General features: G+C 51.0%; 17 protein-coding genes. 1 reads left to right on the forward strand and 16 read right to left on the reverse strand.

Features of this window, described 5'->3' with window-relative positions; all coding sequences use genetic code 11:
• Positions 1-4: 4 nt before the first annotated feature.
• The 16 genes from PEH01S_RS01725 to PEH01S_RS01800 form a co-directional block, all read right to left on the reverse strand.
• The gene (locus PEH01S_RS01725) at positions 5-823 is read right to left on the reverse strand and encodes a carbohydrate ABC transporter permease (RefSeq protein ID WP_127483721.1); all 819 of its coding nucleotides are present in this window, start codon (positions 821-823) and stop codon (positions 5-7) included.
• Positions 813-1,673: a carbohydrate ABC transporter permease gene (locus tag PEH01S_RS01730; RefSeq protein ID WP_127483722.1), complete on the reverse strand. Its 861-nt coding sequence runs from the start codon at positions 1,671-1,673 to the stop codon at positions 813-815. Before PEH01S_RS01730 ends, PEH01S_RS01725 begins: the two co-directional genes overlap by 11 nt.
• 26 nt (positions 1,674-1,699) lie before the next feature.
• Positions 1,700-2,419 (reverse strand): trehalose operon repressor, encoded by a 720-nt coding sequence (gene treR / locus PEH01S_RS01735; RefSeq protein WP_025846687.1) that lies wholly within the window; start codon positions 2,417-2,419, stop codon positions 1,700-1,702.
• 5 nt (positions 2,420-2,424) lie between these two features.
• The gene (gene treC, locus PEH01S_RS01740) at positions 2,425-4,107 is read right to left on the reverse strand and encodes an alpha,alpha-phosphotrehalase (RefSeq protein WP_281281414.1); all 1,683 of its coding nucleotides are present in this window, start codon (positions 4,105-4,107) and stop codon (positions 2,425-2,427) included.
• A 242-nt stretch (positions 4,108-4,349) separates the two neighbouring features.
• The gene (locus PEH01S_RS01745) at positions 4,350-5,015 is read right to left on the reverse strand and encodes a stalk domain-containing protein (RefSeq protein WP_246062757.1); all 666 of its coding nucleotides are present in this window, start codon (positions 5,013-5,015) and stop codon (positions 4,350-4,352) included.
• Positions 5,016-5,141: 126 nt separating this feature from the next.
• Positions 5,142-6,479 (reverse strand): ABC transporter substrate-binding protein, encoded by a 1,338-nt coding sequence (locus PEH01S_RS01750; RefSeq protein ID WP_127483725.1) that lies wholly within the window; start codon positions 6,477-6,479, stop codon positions 5,142-5,144.
• A 43-nt stretch (positions 6,480-6,522) separates the two neighbouring features.
• Positions 6,523-7,683 carry an efflux RND transporter periplasmic adaptor subunit gene (locus tag PEH01S_RS01755; RefSeq protein WP_127483807.1) on the reverse strand — a complete coding sequence of 387 codons (1,161 nt, stop codon included), beginning with the start codon at positions 7,681-7,683 and terminating at the stop codon, positions 6,523-6,525.
• Between the two features lie 31 nt (positions 7,684-7,714).
• On the reverse strand, positions 7,715-8,548 hold the full coding sequence (locus PEH01S_RS01760; protein WP_127483726.1) for a carbohydrate ABC transporter permease: 834 nt from the start codon (positions 8,546-8,548) through the stop codon (positions 7,715-7,717).
• Positions 8,549-8,608: 60 nt separating this feature from the next.
• Entirely contained in the window at positions 8,609-9,475 is an 867-nt protein-coding gene (locus PEH01S_RS01765) for a carbohydrate ABC transporter permease (RefSeq protein ID WP_127483808.1), read from the reverse strand.
• 210 nt (positions 9,476-9,685) lie between these two features.
• Positions 9,686-10,780, reverse strand: coding sequence for a sensor histidine kinase (locus PEH01S_RS01770; RefSeq protein WP_025846703.1), 1,095 nt, complete (start codon positions 10,778-10,780; stop codon positions 9,686-9,688).
• Positions 10,773-11,468, reverse strand: a complete 696-nt coding sequence (locus PEH01S_RS01775) for a response regulator transcription factor (protein ID WP_025846706.1) — start codon at positions 11,466-11,468, stop codon at positions 10,773-10,775. The genes PEH01S_RS01770 and PEH01S_RS01775 overlap by 8 nt, the downstream gene beginning before the upstream one ends.
• Before the next feature lie 52 nt (positions 11,469-11,520).
• Positions 11,521-12,408: a VanY-A/VanY-F/VanY-M family D-Ala-D-Ala carboxypeptidase gene (vanY, locus tag PEH01S_RS01780; RefSeq protein WP_127483727.1), complete on the reverse strand. Its 888-nt coding sequence runs from the start codon at positions 12,406-12,408 to the stop codon at positions 11,521-11,523.
• A gap of 94 nt (positions 12,409-12,502) precedes the next feature.
• Positions 12,503-13,450 carry a hypothetical protein gene (locus PEH01S_RS35755; protein WP_218032691.1) on the reverse strand — a complete coding sequence of 316 codons (948 nt, stop codon included), beginning with the start codon at positions 13,448-13,450 and terminating at the stop codon, positions 12,503-12,505.
• A gap of 393 nt (positions 13,451-13,843) precedes the next feature.
• Positions 13,844-14,341, reverse strand: coding sequence for a phage tail protein (locus tag PEH01S_RS01790; protein WP_025846712.1), 498 nt, complete (start codon positions 14,339-14,341; stop codon positions 13,844-13,846).
• Positions 14,342-14,362: 21 nt separating this feature from the next.
• The gene (locus PEH01S_RS01795) at positions 14,363-14,827 is read right to left on the reverse strand and encodes a GNAT family N-acetyltransferase (protein ID WP_127483728.1); all 465 of its coding nucleotides are present in this window, start codon (positions 14,825-14,827) and stop codon (positions 14,363-14,365) included.
• A 251-nt stretch (positions 14,828-15,078) separates the two neighbouring features.
• Positions 15,079-16,002 (reverse strand): AbrB/MazE/SpoVT family DNA-binding domain-containing protein, encoded by a 924-nt coding sequence (locus PEH01S_RS01800; protein ID WP_127483729.1) that lies wholly within the window; start codon positions 16,000-16,002, stop codon positions 15,079-15,081.
• Positions 16,003-16,636: 634 nt separating this feature from the next.
• On the opposite strand from PEH01S_RS01800, the gene PEH01S_RS01805 reads away from it, so the two are divergent.
• Positions 16,637-17,719 carry a 3'-5' exonuclease gene (locus tag PEH01S_RS01805; protein ID WP_127483730.1) on the forward strand — a complete coding sequence of 361 codons (1,083 nt, stop codon included), beginning with the start codon at positions 16,637-16,639 and terminating at the stop codon, positions 17,717-17,719.
• The last annotated feature ends 29 nt before the right edge of the window (positions 17,720-17,748 follow it).

The following is a 17,748-nucleotide window of genomic DNA, read 5'->3' on the forward strand; positions in this document are numbered from 1 at the left end:
AGCGTCAGCCTTTTACGGCGCCCCCCAGATAATCCGATTTCAAGTATCTCTGAAGCACGAAGGTAATGATAATAACCGGTATCGCCAGAATCGTGGCATAAGCCGCCTGCTGGAAAAAACCGCCCCGCTCGACGTAGTAGTAAATTTGCAAAGGCATAGTCTTGGTGGACAGGGACAAATACAGCGCATAAGTGAATTCGTTCCACGAGTTCAGCCATACGTACATGGCCGAAACGGCAATCCCCTGCATGGACACAGGCAGGATGACCTGGATTAGCGTCTGCATCCGCGTTGCCCCGTCGATCGCGGCCGCTTCCTCCAGATCAACCGGAATCGCCTCGAAATTGGCTACGAGAATCCAGGCCATAAACGGAAGCTGCCCGATCAAATGCGCCAGCACAAGCCCCAAGCTCGTATCAAGCAAGTCCCATTTCAGAAAAATAACCGATATGGGAAGCGCGATGCCGACAACCGGAAACATTTTGGTGAAAAAAAGCGACAGCATATAAGCATACTTCGCCTTCTTGCCCAAGCGGGAAATGGCATAAGAGGCAGGCACGACGATCGCAAGCGAAACGAGCATGGTCAACGTGGCAACGGTAAAGCTTTTCTGCAACGGGGGCCATAAATTGCCGGACTCAAAAACCTGCTTCCAATGCTTGAATGTCACTTCATGGATCAGAAAGGTCGGGTGCTGGGTCAGCACTTCCTGCGGGTTGCTGAACGATATTTTGACCAGGATGTACACGGGCGCAACCATGACAAGACTGATCAACAGAACGACGAGATACAGCCCCAATCTGGACAATCCCTTAGCGGCCATGGCCGAACCCCTCCCCTTTGTCGACATATTTCAGATAGACCGCGACGAACAAGACGATGAGGATCAGCAGGATCGTGGAAGCCGCTCCCGACGCGCTTAAATTGTTGTAGGCGTACTCCTCATAGGCATAGGTGGCAAGAAATGGAACCGCTTTCCCAACTAAAATTTGAGGGAGCTCGAAAATCCGGAATTGGTCGATCGCCCGCAGCAGCACGGTCATCGTAATGGTCGGCTTTAAGATCGGCAGCGTGACGTGCCTGAAGATTTGCCATTTCGTCGCTCCGTCCATGCCGCCGGCTTCGTACACCTCTTTCGAAATCGATTCGAGGCCTGCCAACAGCAGAAGCACCACAACAGGCAGCACCTTCCACGTATCGGCAAAAGCAATGACGAATAAGCTGCGAATGCTTCCGCTTGTCCAATTGACCGGTACGGTGACGAGCCCAAGCCTGTAGAGCAGCTCGTTCAAATAGCCTTGCGTTCCGAACACATACAGCAAGGTGACTCCCGATACGAGCGTCGGAATGCCCATGGGCATCAGGACGAGCGACCGGATCAGCCCCTTGCCTTTGAACGTTTGTTTGAGAACCATGGCTACTAACAAGCCTAAGCTCATTTGAATGCTTAAGCCGATGATCGTCACCCCGACCGTGTTCACAATGGCCCGGAGGAAGTCGGGCTTTTGAAAGACGGACTCATACACCTTCAGCGTCCATTCTCCCGTCAGATTGTCCTGAAAGCCCAGCATGATCGTCTTGAAGATCGGCAGAAGCGTAAAGCCGAAAATATAAAGGGTCATAGGCAAAATAAAAATAAGCTCCAGCCTGTACTTTTTCAAGGATTGCAGCATCGTGCGAATCACCCGCTTCACCGTTTTTACGTGTTGTGTATTCTTCTCGCAAAGTCGACAAACTTGAATTTATCCGGCCTGTGTCGGGACTCCGTATATTGGAATAACGTCGTATCGTTCAAACAAACGTAATTCTCCACCACAACGACCATATTGTAGGCGCCGAGATCCAAATAGCTACGGTCTTCTTCGGTAGCTTCTTGTACGGAAATGACCTTTTTCGCGTATCCGATTTTCAAGCCCAGCCCATGCTCAATATACTCATAGATGGAGTCCTCGCATATTTTGATGGTTAAATCGGTGACGTATTTCTTCTTGAAAAAGTCTTTGTCCAAAATAATTCTCTCGCTGCCGATCTGCCTTACCCGCATCACTTTCCAGATCTCGTCATCCTCATCGGTATCCAGATGGGTCGTCAGAAAAAGATCCGGCTTGATCACCGTCAGCTCTTCGACGATGGTCTTGGGCTCCCGGCCCATTTTTTGCGCCAGCTCCTTAAAGCTGACCAGACCGGAAATCGGGAAATTAAACCGCTTCGTTTCCAGCACGATGGAGCCTTTGCCTTTGATCTTCTGAATATAGCCGTTCTGCGACAGCAAATTAAGCGCTTTCCTCACAGTCTCTCTGGAGGTTTCGTAAGCCGTCACAAGCTCGTTTTCGGAAGGCAGCATGTCGTTGGCCTTGATGTCGTTGTTTTCGATTTTATTGACCAGATCGTGGTAAATGGACAGGTACTTGTTTTCCAAATTCATCACCAACCATAATAAATTATCGACTCGTACGGCCTAAGCTGCATCTTGCCGGGCAGCGCCTTGGAATCCTTGTAGTTCGACAGCAAGATCCGCCATGATGCCCCGCTCCACGCAGCTTCCGTCCACTCGAAGACCGGCTGCTTGTCCGTAAAGTTGCTGATCACCAGCAAGGTTTCATTATTGTATTTTCTCAGATAAGCGAAAAGTTCCGGGTGCTCCATCAGGATCGGCTCATAGCTGCCATAGGTAACGATATCGAATTGCTTTCTTAACGAAACCAGCTGTTTATAGTGGAACCATACCGAATCAGGGTCCCGAAGCGAAGCCTCCACATTGATCTGGCTGCTGCCCGGAGCGACTGGAATCCACGGACATCCGGTCGTAAAGCCCGCATTCGCGCTCGAATCCCACTGCATCGGCGTTCTCGAGTTATCGCGCGATCTTCTGCGGATAATCTCCATGGCCTCTTGCTCGCTTTTTCCCTGCTCCCTCATCATCCTGTACATGTTCAAGGTTTCGACGTCCCGGTAATCGTCAATGCGATCGAAGCCAGGATCAGCCATGCCGATCTCTTCCCCCTGATAAATGTAAGGCGTTCCTTGCATCATGTGGATGGTAGTCGCAAGCATTTTCGCAGATTCCTTAAGGTAACGCCCGTCGCAGCCGTAGCGGCTGACGATTCTCGGCTGATCGTGGTTGCACCAGAACAAGGCGTTCCAGCCCCCGCCTCGATGCATTTCCACCTGCCAGTCGGACAAAATTTTCTTCAGCCGGGGCAGGTCGAACTCGCCCAGCTCCCACTTGTTGCCTCCAGGGTAATCCACCTTGAGATGGTGGAAGTTAAATACCATATTTAATTCCTGCCGCTCGGGACGGGTATACCGGATACAATGGTCGATCGTCGTAGACGACATCTCGCCGACGGTCATCATATCGTACTTGGAGAAGACTTCCCGGTTCAGCTCCCGCATATACTCGTGAACCCGGGGGCCGTCGGTATAAAACCTTCTCCCGTCCCCAATCTCATCGTCGGGAAAATCCTGATCTTTGGAAATGACGTTAATGACGTCGAGCCTGAAGCCCTGTACGCCCCGCTGAAGCCAGAAATGCATGATATCGCAAACATTCTTTCGGACCGCCGGATTCTCCCAATTGAGATCCGCTTGCGTCTGATCGTATAAATGCAAGTAATATTGCTGCGTCTTCTCGTCATATTTCCATGCGGGACCGCCGAATTTGGACTCCCAGTTGTTCGGCTCCCGGCCTTCCTTCGGGGCTTTCCAAATATAGTAATCCCGATATTCGTTATCGACGGATTGCCGCGAGCGCTTAAACCATTCATGCTCGGTTGACGTATGATTGACAACGATATCCATGATGATCTTAAGGTTTCGTTTGCGCGCTTCCCGGATCAGGAGGTCGAATTGCTCCAAGCTGCCGTATCTTTCGTCGATCGCGTAGTAGTTGCTGATGTCGTAACCGTTATCTTTTTGCGGCGATTCGTAAATCGGCGTCAACCATAAGACGTCCACCCCCAAATCCGCCAAATAGTCCAGCTTTTGTATGATTCCTTGAAGATCCCCGATCCCGTCTCCGTCGGAGTCCATAAAGCTTTTCGGATAAATCTGATACACAACGCTTTTCTTCCACCAGTCGCTTTCAAGCTTATGGCGCAGCTCCACAACAATCATCCTTTATAGCAAGAAGTGGTGTTATGGCGTTATGATCCAACCGGACCAATCTCAACCATTATTCAAACCTGTATATACAAGATACGGCTATTATATTCCATGTTAACAAGGCGGTCAATATGATTTTTCACAGTTGTATATACAGGTTACCGGGTGCTCTGAAGAGCGCATCGCCCAAAAAATAAAAAGGCCTCCGGTCGCCATCAGCGACCGGAAGCCCGCATACCCTTCTTCTATTTCACATCGATTGCAAAAATATATAACGTTTGGCCTTGCTCCCAAGCGGAGGATATCAAGATATTGTAGAGTCCGGTTTTTTGGGGTAAGTGCAGCCGATTCCCGTCCAAGGGCACAGCCCTACCCTCTTTTTTTCCGGCGACCGATTCGGTTTCCATGAAAACCTCCAGTACCTCGGGCACCATGCCCTTCGGGTATGTAATGACAATATCCGATTCCGGCTTCACGGCCACCGGAGGGTACTCGGCTTGTTCGAGAATTTTGGATGCCGTGCCGGGCCGCTTGAAACAATCCAACCAACAAGAGATGCCATCAAGCAATGGAATCTCCTGCATCCAGACGATTCCGCTGTCGGTTTTCTTCTCATAGGCAACGGAGGGAACGGGCGCCAAGGTCCGTTCGTCAAATTTGACGCTGTATTGCTGAATATAAGTTGTCCGCCTGTCCTCTCGGTAATAAACGTCCGCAGCCATCTGTTCCGCCACGAAGCGCAGCGGGACATAGACATGTCCGTTATAGTTGATCACGGACAACTTTTTATCTTCCCCGTTGATGACGAATTTCTCGGACGTCAGAAAGTCCAGAGAGGAGCTTGCCCCGTAAGCCGCAACGGTAATCACTACGAATACGCAGACGATCGAAGCTATAATATATTTTCTCAAAAGATACCGTCCTTCCTTTTCCGCATCTTGATCCATTATATTACGCGGAGCGGCTTTTTGCCGCTGCTGCGGCTGCCATCGTTACGGTTGCGGCATACGTTCTGCTCTTCCCGCCGTGCTGTTTCCTTATTCGTTCAAGTAGGTTGTCGTCCGGTTCTGGATCAGCTTCGCGACTTCCTCCGCAGACTTCTGGCCGCTGAAGAACGCTTCGGCCTCGTCATAGATGATGTTCAGCACTTTAACGTCCTCGTCCGCATAACGATCGGCCGTATGAAGGAACTGCTTGAATCGGGCAAAATCCTCCTCCGACACCTTCGCCGTTTTTCCATCCGCAAGCTTATACGCTCCGTCTTTCGTCTGCTTCTGAAGCTCGTCCAGCTTCTTCTCGTTCACCGATTTCAGGAGGGAAAATCTGTCCTCGTAGGGTGACGACTGCACTTCTTCGGATAGCAAGAAGGCCATAAACTTCCATGCTTCCTCTTGGACCTCGGATTTGGCTTGTATCGCAAGCTCCGAGGTGGTAATGATCCGGATTCCGCCGGTTTTTCCTTCCGGGTGCGGCTTTTGCAGCAGCTTCGGATTGGAGAGTTTCGTATAGGGGCCCTTAATAAAATCGGCCGGCGAGAAGATCCGCTCAGAGTAGAACAGCGGCCTTTCGTTATCCGTCGGTTGAGCCGTCATGATTTTGTCGTCATACAGCTTTTTAACTTGCCGCAGCAGGTCCGTGAACGCCGGGGAGTCGAAGCTGGCTTTCCGGGTCGTGCGGTCGATCAATTCTCCGTAGCTGTCCATCACCCATTCCTGCAGGATGACTTCCGGCTGCTCACCCCCCAAGGCATAGCGGCGGTCCTTGCCGCTCGCTGTCTGCTGCACCAGCTTTCGGGCTATCTCTTCAAATTTCTTCCAATTCCAGCTTTTGTCGTCGACCTTCACGTTCGCCTTCTGCAGAGCGTCCCCGTCCCCTACGAATGCCCGCAAGAAGAAACTGGCAGGCATCGTATACAAGCCGCCGTTCCATTTCATCGCGTCCAAAACGTTCATCTGCAAGTCGCTTTTAGTCACCGTTTTGTCCTTGTCCAGCATATCGCTCATGTTCAGGAGAAGCTTTTGACTCACATATTTACCGACGGGCAAGCCGGTCACTTCGATAATATCCGCGCCTTTTCCCGATAGCAGCGCCGTGTTCGTCGTTTTTATATATTTCTCGTTATCGACACGCTCTTCGCCCGGCTGCTTGAAGCTCTGGATTTGCAGGTCGATGTCGGGATACTTCTCCTTGAATTTCTTCGCAACCGCCTCGTAGTACGGGTTCGACTCTTTTAGAGATAAGGTCACGACCTTCTTTCCCTCTTTCGATTTCGGCTGCTCCTTACCCGCCGTCGTCTCTCCGCCGTTTCCAGCCTGGCATGCGGTTGCCGCGGCGAGAATCACGCAGGTGAATCCAAGCCCCAGTCGCTTTTTCATCGTAGATTCCTCTCTTCTATCGAATGATTGTATTCGTGCGCGGCTACTGCAGCCGCACCCGGTTGCCCTCCTGCAAGGGCTCGCTGCTTTCCAGAATGATCAGATCGTTCTCGTACACGCTGTCCCGCGGAACCATCGTTACTTTGTCATTCGTTTCCATGGCACGAATTTGGACCTTGCGGACAATAAAGACATTGCCCAAGGCGCCTTTCCGTTCTTCCACTTTATAGAAAAACCTGCCTTCGCGGTCCTCATGAACGGCTTTGTTCGAAATCAACAGCCCCTCCTGCTGCGAGCGCTTCGTGAGTTTAACCCGTGCCTGCTCACCTCCTTTCAGCTCGGAGCCCGCCACCTTCACGCGCACCACTTTGCGGGCGATCGCAGCGGTCGGATTGGCCGCTTGATCGGACGGGCTCGCCATGCGCGGCTCGGCATCCGCCAATTCCAGAATGGCGCCTTCCAGCATGGTCGGCTGCTGATCCGCTATGGCCTGAACTTCGACCTGCACCTTGTCCTCCAACGACACGCCCAGACTGGTCAACAGCGGCGCATCGGCGATAAACTCGAACCGGTAACCCCGGCTTTCGTTCGCGATCACAAGATCCGGCTCTCCCGCAGAAGCCAGACCCACGACGGCATTCAATTTCGTAACCATCCCGTCGAACGGGGCGGAAATTTGTTTTTGGCTGGCCAGACGGTCGTTCAATTGCTTGATTTTCCGTTCCTGGATGCCCAAATCGATTTTTTGCTTCTCCAGATCGCGGCTAACGCTCCGCTTCTTCATCTCGTCCCCTTCCTGTGCCGATACGATGAAGCGGTCCTGGGTATTTTGCAGCTCGATTTGCATCTTTTCCCATTGCGCCTTTTCATCCTGCAATTCCCGCTCGGCGGACGAGCTGTCATAGGTGACAAGCGCCTGCCCCTTCGTCACCCGGTCCCCTTCCTTCACGTGAACCGCTTTGACCTTCCAGCCGCCAGGATTCGTTAGCTTGGCCTCCGCGATCGGCTTCAGGTTTCCGCTTCCTTCAAGCGTATAGACAAAGCTCTCGTGCGTCGGCTTCTCCGTTCTGACCTTCGGCAAGGTCAGCGACTGCAGCGTATTGCCGAATAAGGTGAACAGCACAAGCAGCGCGATAAAGCCGCCGAACACCGCGCGAAGCTTTCTTTTGCGACTACGTTCTAAGGGCTCTTCGTTCGGTCCCATTTCCACGTCCTCCGCCTCCTAACCGTACAAGCTACCCCTTGATGCCGGACAGCTCGATGCCTTCGATGAAGTAAGTTTCCGCATACAAAAACAGCAGCACCATCGGCGTCATATAGAGCATGGACGCAGCGAAAGCAATCCCCCGTTCGCCTTCGTGCACTTTCGATAAATAAACCGACAGCGGCTGCATGAACGGATCGTCCAGAAAAATAAGCGGCTGCTCCACCATGTTCCAATAATCCGCGAACAGCAGAACGACGAGTGCCCCCAGACCCGGCTTGAGCATCGGGACAATGATCTCGCTGAAAATCCGCACGTGCCCGGCCCCGTCCATCTTGGCCGCTTCGATATAGGAGAACGGAATATGCAGCGCGAACTGCCTGAGCATGAATACGCCGAATGCCGCGAAAACGCCGGGCCATATGACCGCAGACGGACTGTTCAGCAGCCCCAGCTTGTCAGCCACCATATAGTTGGGCACCAGCGTCACTTGGAACGGCATAAGCATCGTCAGCACATAGACGAGAAACAGCACGTCCCGGCCCCGAAAACGCAGCTTGGCGAAGGCATAGGCTGCCAGCGCGCTGACGAAGGTCTGTCCCGCAATGATCGGCACCACCAGGAAGACGGAATTCCAGAACATCCTCAGAAAGCTTGAATCGAGGACCAGCACGCTCGCATACTGCTCCAGCGACGCCAGATCCGGCAGCAGCTTTAAATTCACAAACCGGTTCGCATTCCCTGCGGCAGCTTCGTTCATCTTCCCGATCAGCCCGTAATTGATGCCGATTTCCTGTTCGGTCATCAGCGAATTTGTGAAAGTAATCACGATGGGCAGTAGCAGCACCGCCGCGATGACGGCCATGACGGCCGCTAACGCTCCTTTTTGCCAAGCTCTTGAACTTCGCAGCCGACTCTCCTCCCGCTATTCCATAAACTGCCGGAAACGGCGCTCCAGCGCAAACAACGCGAAAACCACAAGCAGAATGCAGCCCGCCATCAATGCCGCCGCCGCAGTCAATTTCTGCAGCTCGAGCGTCATGAACATATTATTCATGTAGTGCTGCAGCGTATAGATGCTGTCGTGCGGATAATCGCCCGCGATCAAATACGTCTCCCGGAATATTTTGAACGAGCCTGTGATGGCCATGATGACGACGAAAAACATCGTCGGCGTTAAATAGACGAGCGTAATGCTGCCGAACTGTCTGAGTCGTCCGGCGCCTTCCATCCGGGCGGTTTCGTAGTAATCGTTCGGAATCTGCTGAAGCCCGGCCAGAAATAAAATCATGTTGTAGCCGACGTTTTTCCATAAATAAATGACCATGACCACATGCCGGGCCGCCTCCGTCTTCATCCAATCCACACGTTCGAGCCCGAAATATCCGAGCCACGCGTTCAGCGAACCGTTCCAGTCGAACAGCATCTGCCAGATGAGAACAACCGAGGCGACGGGGACGACAAGCGGCAGCACGTAAGCCGTTCTCAGCATATTGCGTATGTACATCTTCCGGTTCAGCAGCAGCGCCAGCCCTAAAGACAGCCCTACAATGAGCGGCACGCTGACCGCGGTAAAATAGAACGTATTGGATGCCGCTTTCCGAAAGGAGCCGCCCGCAAGCAGCTCGACGTAATTCGCCAGCCCCACGAACCGGCCCCCGACCGGGCGATCCAGGAAGGAGTCGTACACCCCCGCAGCAAACGGAATGAGGTAGAACAGCGCGAAGCCTGCGACGCTGGGTGCCAGAAACAGCAGAGCCGCCGCCGCATCGCTCCGGGTCCATCGTTTCATTCCTGGCTTCAGCATGAATCGGCAATCGTCGTCTGACCGTCACGGCCAAGCCGCATGGCAGCTTTCCTGTTGTTCATCGGATCACTCCCGCTTTCTGTGCGTGATAACAAAAAAAACCTGCTTCTTCATCCCAGTGCTGTCCTGTCCTGCATTCAACCATAGGATAGGAAAAACTGTTTAAAAAGAAGTAGGGTAATCTTAAAATTTTTCTTAATTTGTTTGCGGCAGACGCACTTCAAAGATGGTTTGGCTCGCGCTGCTTTGGGCGGTTACCGTTCCGTCATGCTGCATTACAATATTCTTCGTGATGTACAGGCCGAGACCCGTGCTTCCCTCCTGATACGTGCGCGCCTTGTCGCCGGTATAAAACATATCGAAGATGTGCGGCAGCTCATCCGGCGAAATCGGGACTCCGTAATTGATCACTTGAACCACGACTGCTCCCGCTTCGGAATAAGCGTTCATGTCCACGAACCGGCCGTCTTTTCCGTAACGGATGGCATTGGTCAGCAAATTCTCGAAGACGCGCGCCAGCAGGTCTCCGTCGCCCGATACCGACAAACCGGGAGCCACCTGCAATCGGGCCGTCAATTGCTGCTTCTCAAAGGCTGGGTACAGCTCTTCGTTCAACTGGAACAGCAGCTCGCTGAGATCGATGGTTTGTTTTTCAAAGGCAAGCATACCGTAGTTCATTCTCGTAATTTCGAACAGCTCGTCCACAAGCTTCTCCAGACGCTGCGATTTTTGAAAGGCAATATCCGCATACTGTCTGACCTGCTCCTTGGTCAGCTGCTCGTCCTTCAGAATAAAATCCAAATAACCGATCACCGAGGTCAAGGGCGTACGCAAATCATGCGCTAAATTGAGAACCAGCTGATCCTTGCTGCTTTCCGCAAAGTCCCCTCTTTCCACGGCCTGCTGCAGCTTTTCGCTCGCCAGATTGATATCTGTCGCGATATCCTCGAACTCGTCGCGGGAGGAAATATAGACGCGATGCTTAAAATCGCCGCTCGCCAGATGATGGATACCGTTGGAAATTTCATTAAAATAGGTGGCGTAGGGCTTGGTGAGGATAAAGAAAAACAAGGTCGCTAACGGGATGAAAAAAAGCAGGAAGAAGTTAATATCTCCGACAATATTGATAAACAAGCGAACGTAAGCCAGCGGATCTTCAAATTTAACGTAAGTACGGTAATAAAACTGAAGAATTTTATAAAGCAAATACGTAATGAGGCCCGAAAACAGCATGCTTAAACCGAGCAGCACGATCATTTTGGACCGGAAGGTGCGCACCATGCTAACCATTGAATGTATATCCCACCCCCCATACCGTTTTAATCAGCTTATGTTTACGCTCATCCTCCTGTAATTTTTTCCTCAGCTTCCGGATGTGCACCATCACCGTATTGCCGCCTTCATAGTAATCTTCGCCCCACACCTGTTGAAAAATATTTTCCGCGCTGAACACTTTCTTCGGATAGCTGGCCAGCAGATACAGGATATCGAACTCTTTAGGCGTCAGCTCGACGGGTTCGCCATATAAGGTAACCGTGCGCTGATCGGGATAAATGGCCAAGCCTCCCGTTTCCAGCACGGGCTTGTTCTCCGGCGACGATTGGCTGAGCAGTCTGGAGCGCCGCAGCTGAGCGTTTACGCGGGCAATCAGCTCCATCGGGTTGAACGGCTTGGTCATATAATCGTCCGCTCCCCTCACCAAGCCTGCGATTTTGTCCAGGTCGGACGTTTTGGCGCTCAAGAAAATGATCGGCATATGATTCGTTTCCCGGATTTGCCGGGTCACTTCGTAGCCGTCCACTTTGGGCATCATAATATCTAAAATCGCCAGATCGATCGGATGCGTCTGAACAGCCTGAATCGCTTCCTGCCCATCCGATGCTTTAATCACATGGTAGCCCTCTTTGGCTAAGTGCAATCCGATCAAATCGGCAATGGCCGTCTCGTCGTCCGCGACCAAAATCGTGATCCGCTTCATGGTATCCATCCTCCGCGTAGAGTTAACCTTTCCATTGTACCAGAACTTCCGGTCAAGGAAGCAAAGTCACAATGACGCCGTCCATATTGTTTCCCGATATTTCATAGCGGCGTCCGGCCGGCACCGGAACCGTCGTATTCCCGGAGACGGGATAATACGAGACCTCGTAGGCCTGCCCCTCAACCGTCGTCGAAACCGTCTTCCGCTCCTTCAGGAAATCCAAATATTGCTCCAATGTAAAGTTTTTCTCCTGCATGATCGCACTATGCGGCAAGCCGACATAACGAAAATGCCACGGCTCGTATTGAATGCCCGTAATCTCCGTCTTGTCCTTCGGATAGCGCAAAATAAATCCGTAAGCCCAGGCGTTTTTTTGCAGCCATTTTCCTTCCGGAGCGCGGTTCATCTCCGTTTGAGTCGATCCGATATCAAGGGATAAGCCTAAGTTATGCTCGCTATGGCCCGCAGGGAGTGCATAATCGGCGCCCATGCTTTTATACAGCCGGCCTTGCTCTTTGTTATCCCGGTAACCGCTGCTGATCATAAAATGACGCACCCCTTCTTTGGCAGCGGCATCGACCATCGTTTGAAATTTTTGCGCCACGCCTTGCGACAACCGGATTGTTTTATCCAGCAGCCCGTATCCCTTGACCAGCTCCTTATGCTGAAACAGGTTGACCACATCGGCCGTAACGCCCTCTTCATGCACCGGATACTTCTTGTTGACCAGCAGCAGATTCCCTTGGTAAATCTGGTTTTTGGTTACTTTTATGGTTTTAGCCTTTGTTTGAGTCTTCGTTGAAGCCTGCTTCTGAGGAGCCGCCTCCTGAGCTTGGCCGCCCGACTTGCTATAATCCTCGTTTGCGGCTTGCGGTTCCTGTTGAATGGCTTCACACCCCAGCGGCAAAAGAATGGCAAGCAAAAAAAACCACTTCTTCATCTCCGTTTCCTCCTAACCATTTCATCCTGTTAGGATAAGGAATAACGTTTAACAAGAAGTAAGGTAAAGATAAAGATTTTCTTAATATTTTTTATTATAGAACAATAAACAGATTTTCGGGTTCGGGCGTTATCGTTTGCACCAGTTGACCGCCCTGCCCCGGTTGAGACGCTACCGCAGGCTGTCCGGCAACGGGGGTTCCTCCGCCATTGCCGCCGTTTCCGCCGCAAGCGCCGCCGCCAACAGCAATGATGCCGGTAACCCCAGGCGCGTTAACTCCACCGGTGCCGCTATTAACTTGCAGTGTGCCCGTAAGATTGGGCGAGCTTGAGGAAATCAGGCGGATAATCCCGCCGCTGCCTCCTCCGCCGCCACCTTCGCCATCTCCGCCGTTTCCATTCCAGCCGTCTGCTCCGTTGCCGCCGTTTGCAGTGACCGTCCCCGCGATGGTCAGCCCGCCTTTGGCAACGATGACAATGACCCCTCCTGCGCCTCCACCGCTTCCGACAATGCCTCTTCCGGCAAGCTGAGGGTTCGTGCCGCTGCTGCCGTTTGCTGCCACAACAGCCCCGCCGGCGATTAGAACCTGTCCCTTGGCAAGAAGGACCAGACCGCCGCCGCCCTCGCCACCGCCGCCCAGCAGCACCCGGCTTCCCGCGCCTCCGGCCGCAGCCTTCGGAACTACCTGTGAAGCCTGGAGTGTAGTAAGTCCGATCCCACCGTTATACGGCCCTGCCTCTGCAACCGATACGCCCGGATTCGGGGAGCCGTTACCCGAGTCTGCGGAGCCCGGCAGGACATTTACTGTACCTGTAATGGTAATATCGCCCGTAGATTGCAGCACAATACCGCTTGGAACGATCAGAGAGCCTGCAATCTCGATTCTGGAGAACTGCAGGTTCAGTCCGGCAGGCAATCCGGCAAGACCTCCGGGGGTGCTTAAATCCAGCACCTGTCCGCTGACGACGATGAGCTCACCCGCCGAGCCGTCCCCATAAACGCCAAGCGCGCCACCGGCTCCCTGCGGGCCAACAGGCCCCACAGGTCCTTGTAGTCCCTGTACTCCTTGCGCCCCCTGTGCTCCTTGTGCTCCTTGCGGCCCCTGTGGCCCTTGCGGTCCCTGCGGTCCTTGTAGACCTTGAAGCCCTTGCTCGCCTGCGGGCCCTCTGGCTCCTATCGGTCCTCGCAGAACCCGACGTTCCAAGAAGCATCGCTTCCTGATCATTTTTAATTTGAATCTTTTGCATTTCAAGCCCTTTTTCTTCGCTTTGTCCGGGCATTTCCCTCGATGCACGACTTTTCTTCGGCCCACGGCTTTACTTTTGCATCCCGACACGACCATCCCTCCTCCCGCTATTTGACCAGTGTATGCGCCAAAAGCAGACAAGAAGTGGTCTACTGACTAGAAAGGAGCCTATTTGTACCGATGCCGGATTCAAGGACGGGGCGGGAAGATGCCGACTAAGGCTATGCAATAATTAAGCACAAGAAAAGGCTGCATATTATTGTGCGCCTGATTGCCGCCGACAGCGCTGATGGCGGCCGGGCTCATCGGCGAATTTGCCGACTGGTTATACGTCAGGCTATCGGCGAGCGCCCATGTGCCATTGTCAGGAAGGACGCTGTTCGCAGCATCGGAGCTCCCTATCGCTTGATGCGTATGGCTCGGCAGCTCGGGAATCGTCAGGGTATGTGTTATCTCGCCTCCCGTCTGGCCCATCGCGAAGCTGGCCGACCGATGGATCGCTACTCTGCCTCTCAAGTCCGGAAGTGCAAAGTTGGTGGTCCCGTTCCCCCCATACGTGGTTCCTAACAGGGAAAACAAGGGTTGGTTTTGATTGATAGACAGCAATTGACCGTCGCAAAACGCCCATCCTACCGGTGCAAAGTTAAAAGCGAATAACCGGATTTCGCCCAGAAATGGATCTGCCACTTGAATTCCTCCTAGTATTCGTCAATTCCCGCCCCACTCCATGGCTGCGTAAAGTTCGTCTCCCTCCGACAAACGAAAGCCCAGACGCTCGTATAAAGCTACGGCTGGATTGGAACGCATCACATGGAGCCGTACGGATTTCCCGTGAGCCGCAGCCTTTTCCTGCAGCCGCTTCAAGACAGCCGTCCCGATCCCGCCATTCCTGTATTCCGGCAGAAGGGACAAATCAATCAAACGAATGTCTTGAGGCGACTCCTGCAGGATGACCCCTCCTACCCTCACCCCGTTGTGCAAAAGAACCGCATGTTGAGCCTGAGGGTATTGGAGCCCATAGGATCGCTGCCGGAGGTCGAACTGCATGCGCAGAAACGCGTCGAGCTCCCTATCTTCCCAGCCCCAGGCAGATACTTCTTCGATTCTCGTCCTGCGGTACAATTCATACAGAAACGCCTGATCGTCCTTCTTCACATCGACGATGGTTACCATAGGCAGCTGTTGTCCTTCCCTTTGCCAAATCCCAAAACAATCGCGGTTTTACAGTTTATGCGTGGCGCCCCAAGTAAGGTACAACGAACACATAACCATGAGCCTGACGATTTGCGGCCCTTGCCGGGCCGACATTTGGCAAAAATATCCAAACGCCATGATTTGATTAAACGTCTGTATGCCGCTGATTCTCAAAAAAAACAGCTGATGCGCGCCTGGCAACAAAAAGGCACATCAGCTGTTTTTACGATCTAATGAGTACGTTTGCCGAAGAGAGGACTAGCCGCACAATACTCAACAATAATGGAACCGCTTTGTTTAATATTCACCAAGTCATTCGTATATAACTCGACGGTTGTATAAGGGTAGCCTTCCGGATGAATATAGTCCCCAAAAGAGCGGCCGTTTCTTTGGAATATCTGGGCAACTTTTTGAGAGTTAACAGGGACTTGTTGTGTTTGCATCACACCCTTGTCAAAATACATTAATGTGTTGTCTCTCAAAGTGAACGAAACGCGATTTCTCCATAGACTCGCAATTGGTTCTGGCAAAAACTCAGAGCCAAGCTTCTGGATCGTTAATGTTTCTGGCTTGGTGCTTTTATCGTATGTAATGGATATTCCTTTATCCTTAAATCCTTTTTCTTCGTCCTCCGGAACCCCTACCCACGGATTGGAATTATTGGGCTCATATTTAGCCTTAAGTCTTAAATATAGGCGTATCAGCTTATGAAAAGTTTCATTATCCACCCGCATTGTCGGGCTTTCCCCATCATCCGCGTACTCATGAGGCATAATCGTTAACACATCGCTGCCCCCACTAAAAAACGATGGCCTTTGGGATTGGATAATATCTTTTAACTGATACATGTAACCCCGAACCAGGAACAAGTTCTTCCCATCAAAATCAATTTCCAACTCTGTCTTGTCCTTAATTCCTAAAGTGACGAGTATATGTTTCGGCACGGTAATTTGCCCCTTGTGCGATACACGATATACACCTTCCCGATGCTTGCTTATTAACGAGAATCGTTTTTCGGGAGTTAATCTTATAAAAACTTTTTCTTTCTCGAAATTAGCTTCCTGGTACTCCAATTCTGAAAAACCTGGCTCGATTCCGAGCTTGTCCCTTAACTGCGCCGGGATCGTGAACTGCAGCTGCTGTATGTCAAGCATTTAACGAACCCTCCTAAAATGTGGATCATAATCCGATTATATATTAAAGTAAATAAAATGTAAATGTACATAAAACGTAAATGTGCATTCAGAACCAAGCAGCACCAAGTGTATCGCATCTTGGGTGAGAGCAGCTGGACCTGCCACGGCCAACCATCCGCCGCCCTGATCGGCAACAGGATTGGCTTTCCAACGTCGGTACATTTTCCAGAAGAGACCAAGCCTCTTGATATGATATTAGGGAGATTGAAGGATACACTACAGGAGTTGGATACGAGAGTTAAAGCGTATGCCGATGAGTATAAGGAATCCATGAAATATCTCTCGGAGAATAAAACCGGGATGGACGCTATGGAGATCTTTTCAAATCAAACATCGATCTCGCGTATAAATACAAAGATCGTTTATCCTCCCAAAATATCGTCATCATCTCCCCGAATAAAGTGTTTGCCGACTATATCTCTAACGTGTTGCCGGAACTGGGGGAAGAGCCAATTGCCGAGATTGGCTTCGAAGATATTGCTTCAGAGCAGTTGAAAATGTTCTGGAATTTGAGCGGTTTGCTGAACAGATTGAAGAACTCTTGGAAGGAAAGGATGAAACATGGGCCGAGAGAATCAGGTTCAAATCTTCGTTGGAGTTTTTACGGCTACTCGATAAGTACCTCGAATATGTTAACGAAAATTACTTTGAGCCCATTGATTGCACTTTTGGCAACGTCACCGTTTCGAAAGACTTTATATTGCAGAGATATCATGCCTATAAGAAACAACCGATTGCTGAGAGGTTTACAGAAATTGCGGATGATATGGTTGAACAGATAAAAAAAGAAAGATGGTTAGAACGTAAGATTCCTTCCAAAAAGGAGGTTATAAAGAAGCTCCTTCCCATGTTCAAGTTGCATAGCACCTTGGCTTTATATACGGATTTCTTCACGTTCATCAACCGTCCCGATATGTTTGTTTTCAAAAGCAAAAACAAATTAGAGAACGCAGATGTATTCCCCTATATTTATCTCAAACTATTTTTTGAGGGCATGAAAGGGCTGGAAGGAATTCAGCATGTTGTCATTGACGAAATGCAGGACTATACTCCTGTACAATATGCTGTTATCAAAAAACTTTACAAATGCAAAAAAACAATTTTAGGTGATTTCGGTCAAGCCGTTAATCCGTATAATTCTAACTCGGTAAAATCATTTAGGGATCTCTTTGAAAAGGTCGAGTTGGTCGAATTGACTAAAAGCTATCGCTCAACCTATGAAATCATTACATTTGCGCAAAAAATCCAAAATTCAAACATAGAACCAATAGAGCGGCACGGGGACGAACCGCAGATTATTGCATGTGATGATCTGTATTCCGAAATATCGTCCATACGTAAACTTCTTGATGATTTCAAGAATAGTCCTTTTACATCGCTCGGGATTGTCTGCAAGACAAATCGCCAGGCACAAGAGTTATATGATGACTTAAGCAAGACGCATGAAGTTCATTTACTCGATTTTAACAGCGTGAAATTCATAAACGGAATCACCATTACGACCATTCACATGGCAAAAGGCTTGGAGTTCGACCAAGTGATTATTCCTTCCGTGAGCTCTGAACTGTATCAGTCGGAATATGACAGAAGTTTACTGTATATTGCATGTACAAGGGCTATGCATAAGCTTACTTTAACCTATTATGGAGAGATTACGGGCATGTTGTCCCAATAAAACATAGCTTATCCATTGGCTCGTGCGCC

The sequence above is a fragment of the Paenibacillus ehimensis NBRC 15659 genome (assembly GCF_004000785.1).
GTDB lineage: Bacteria > Bacillota > Bacilli > Paenibacillales > NBRC-103111 > Paenibacillus_G > Paenibacillus_G ehimensis.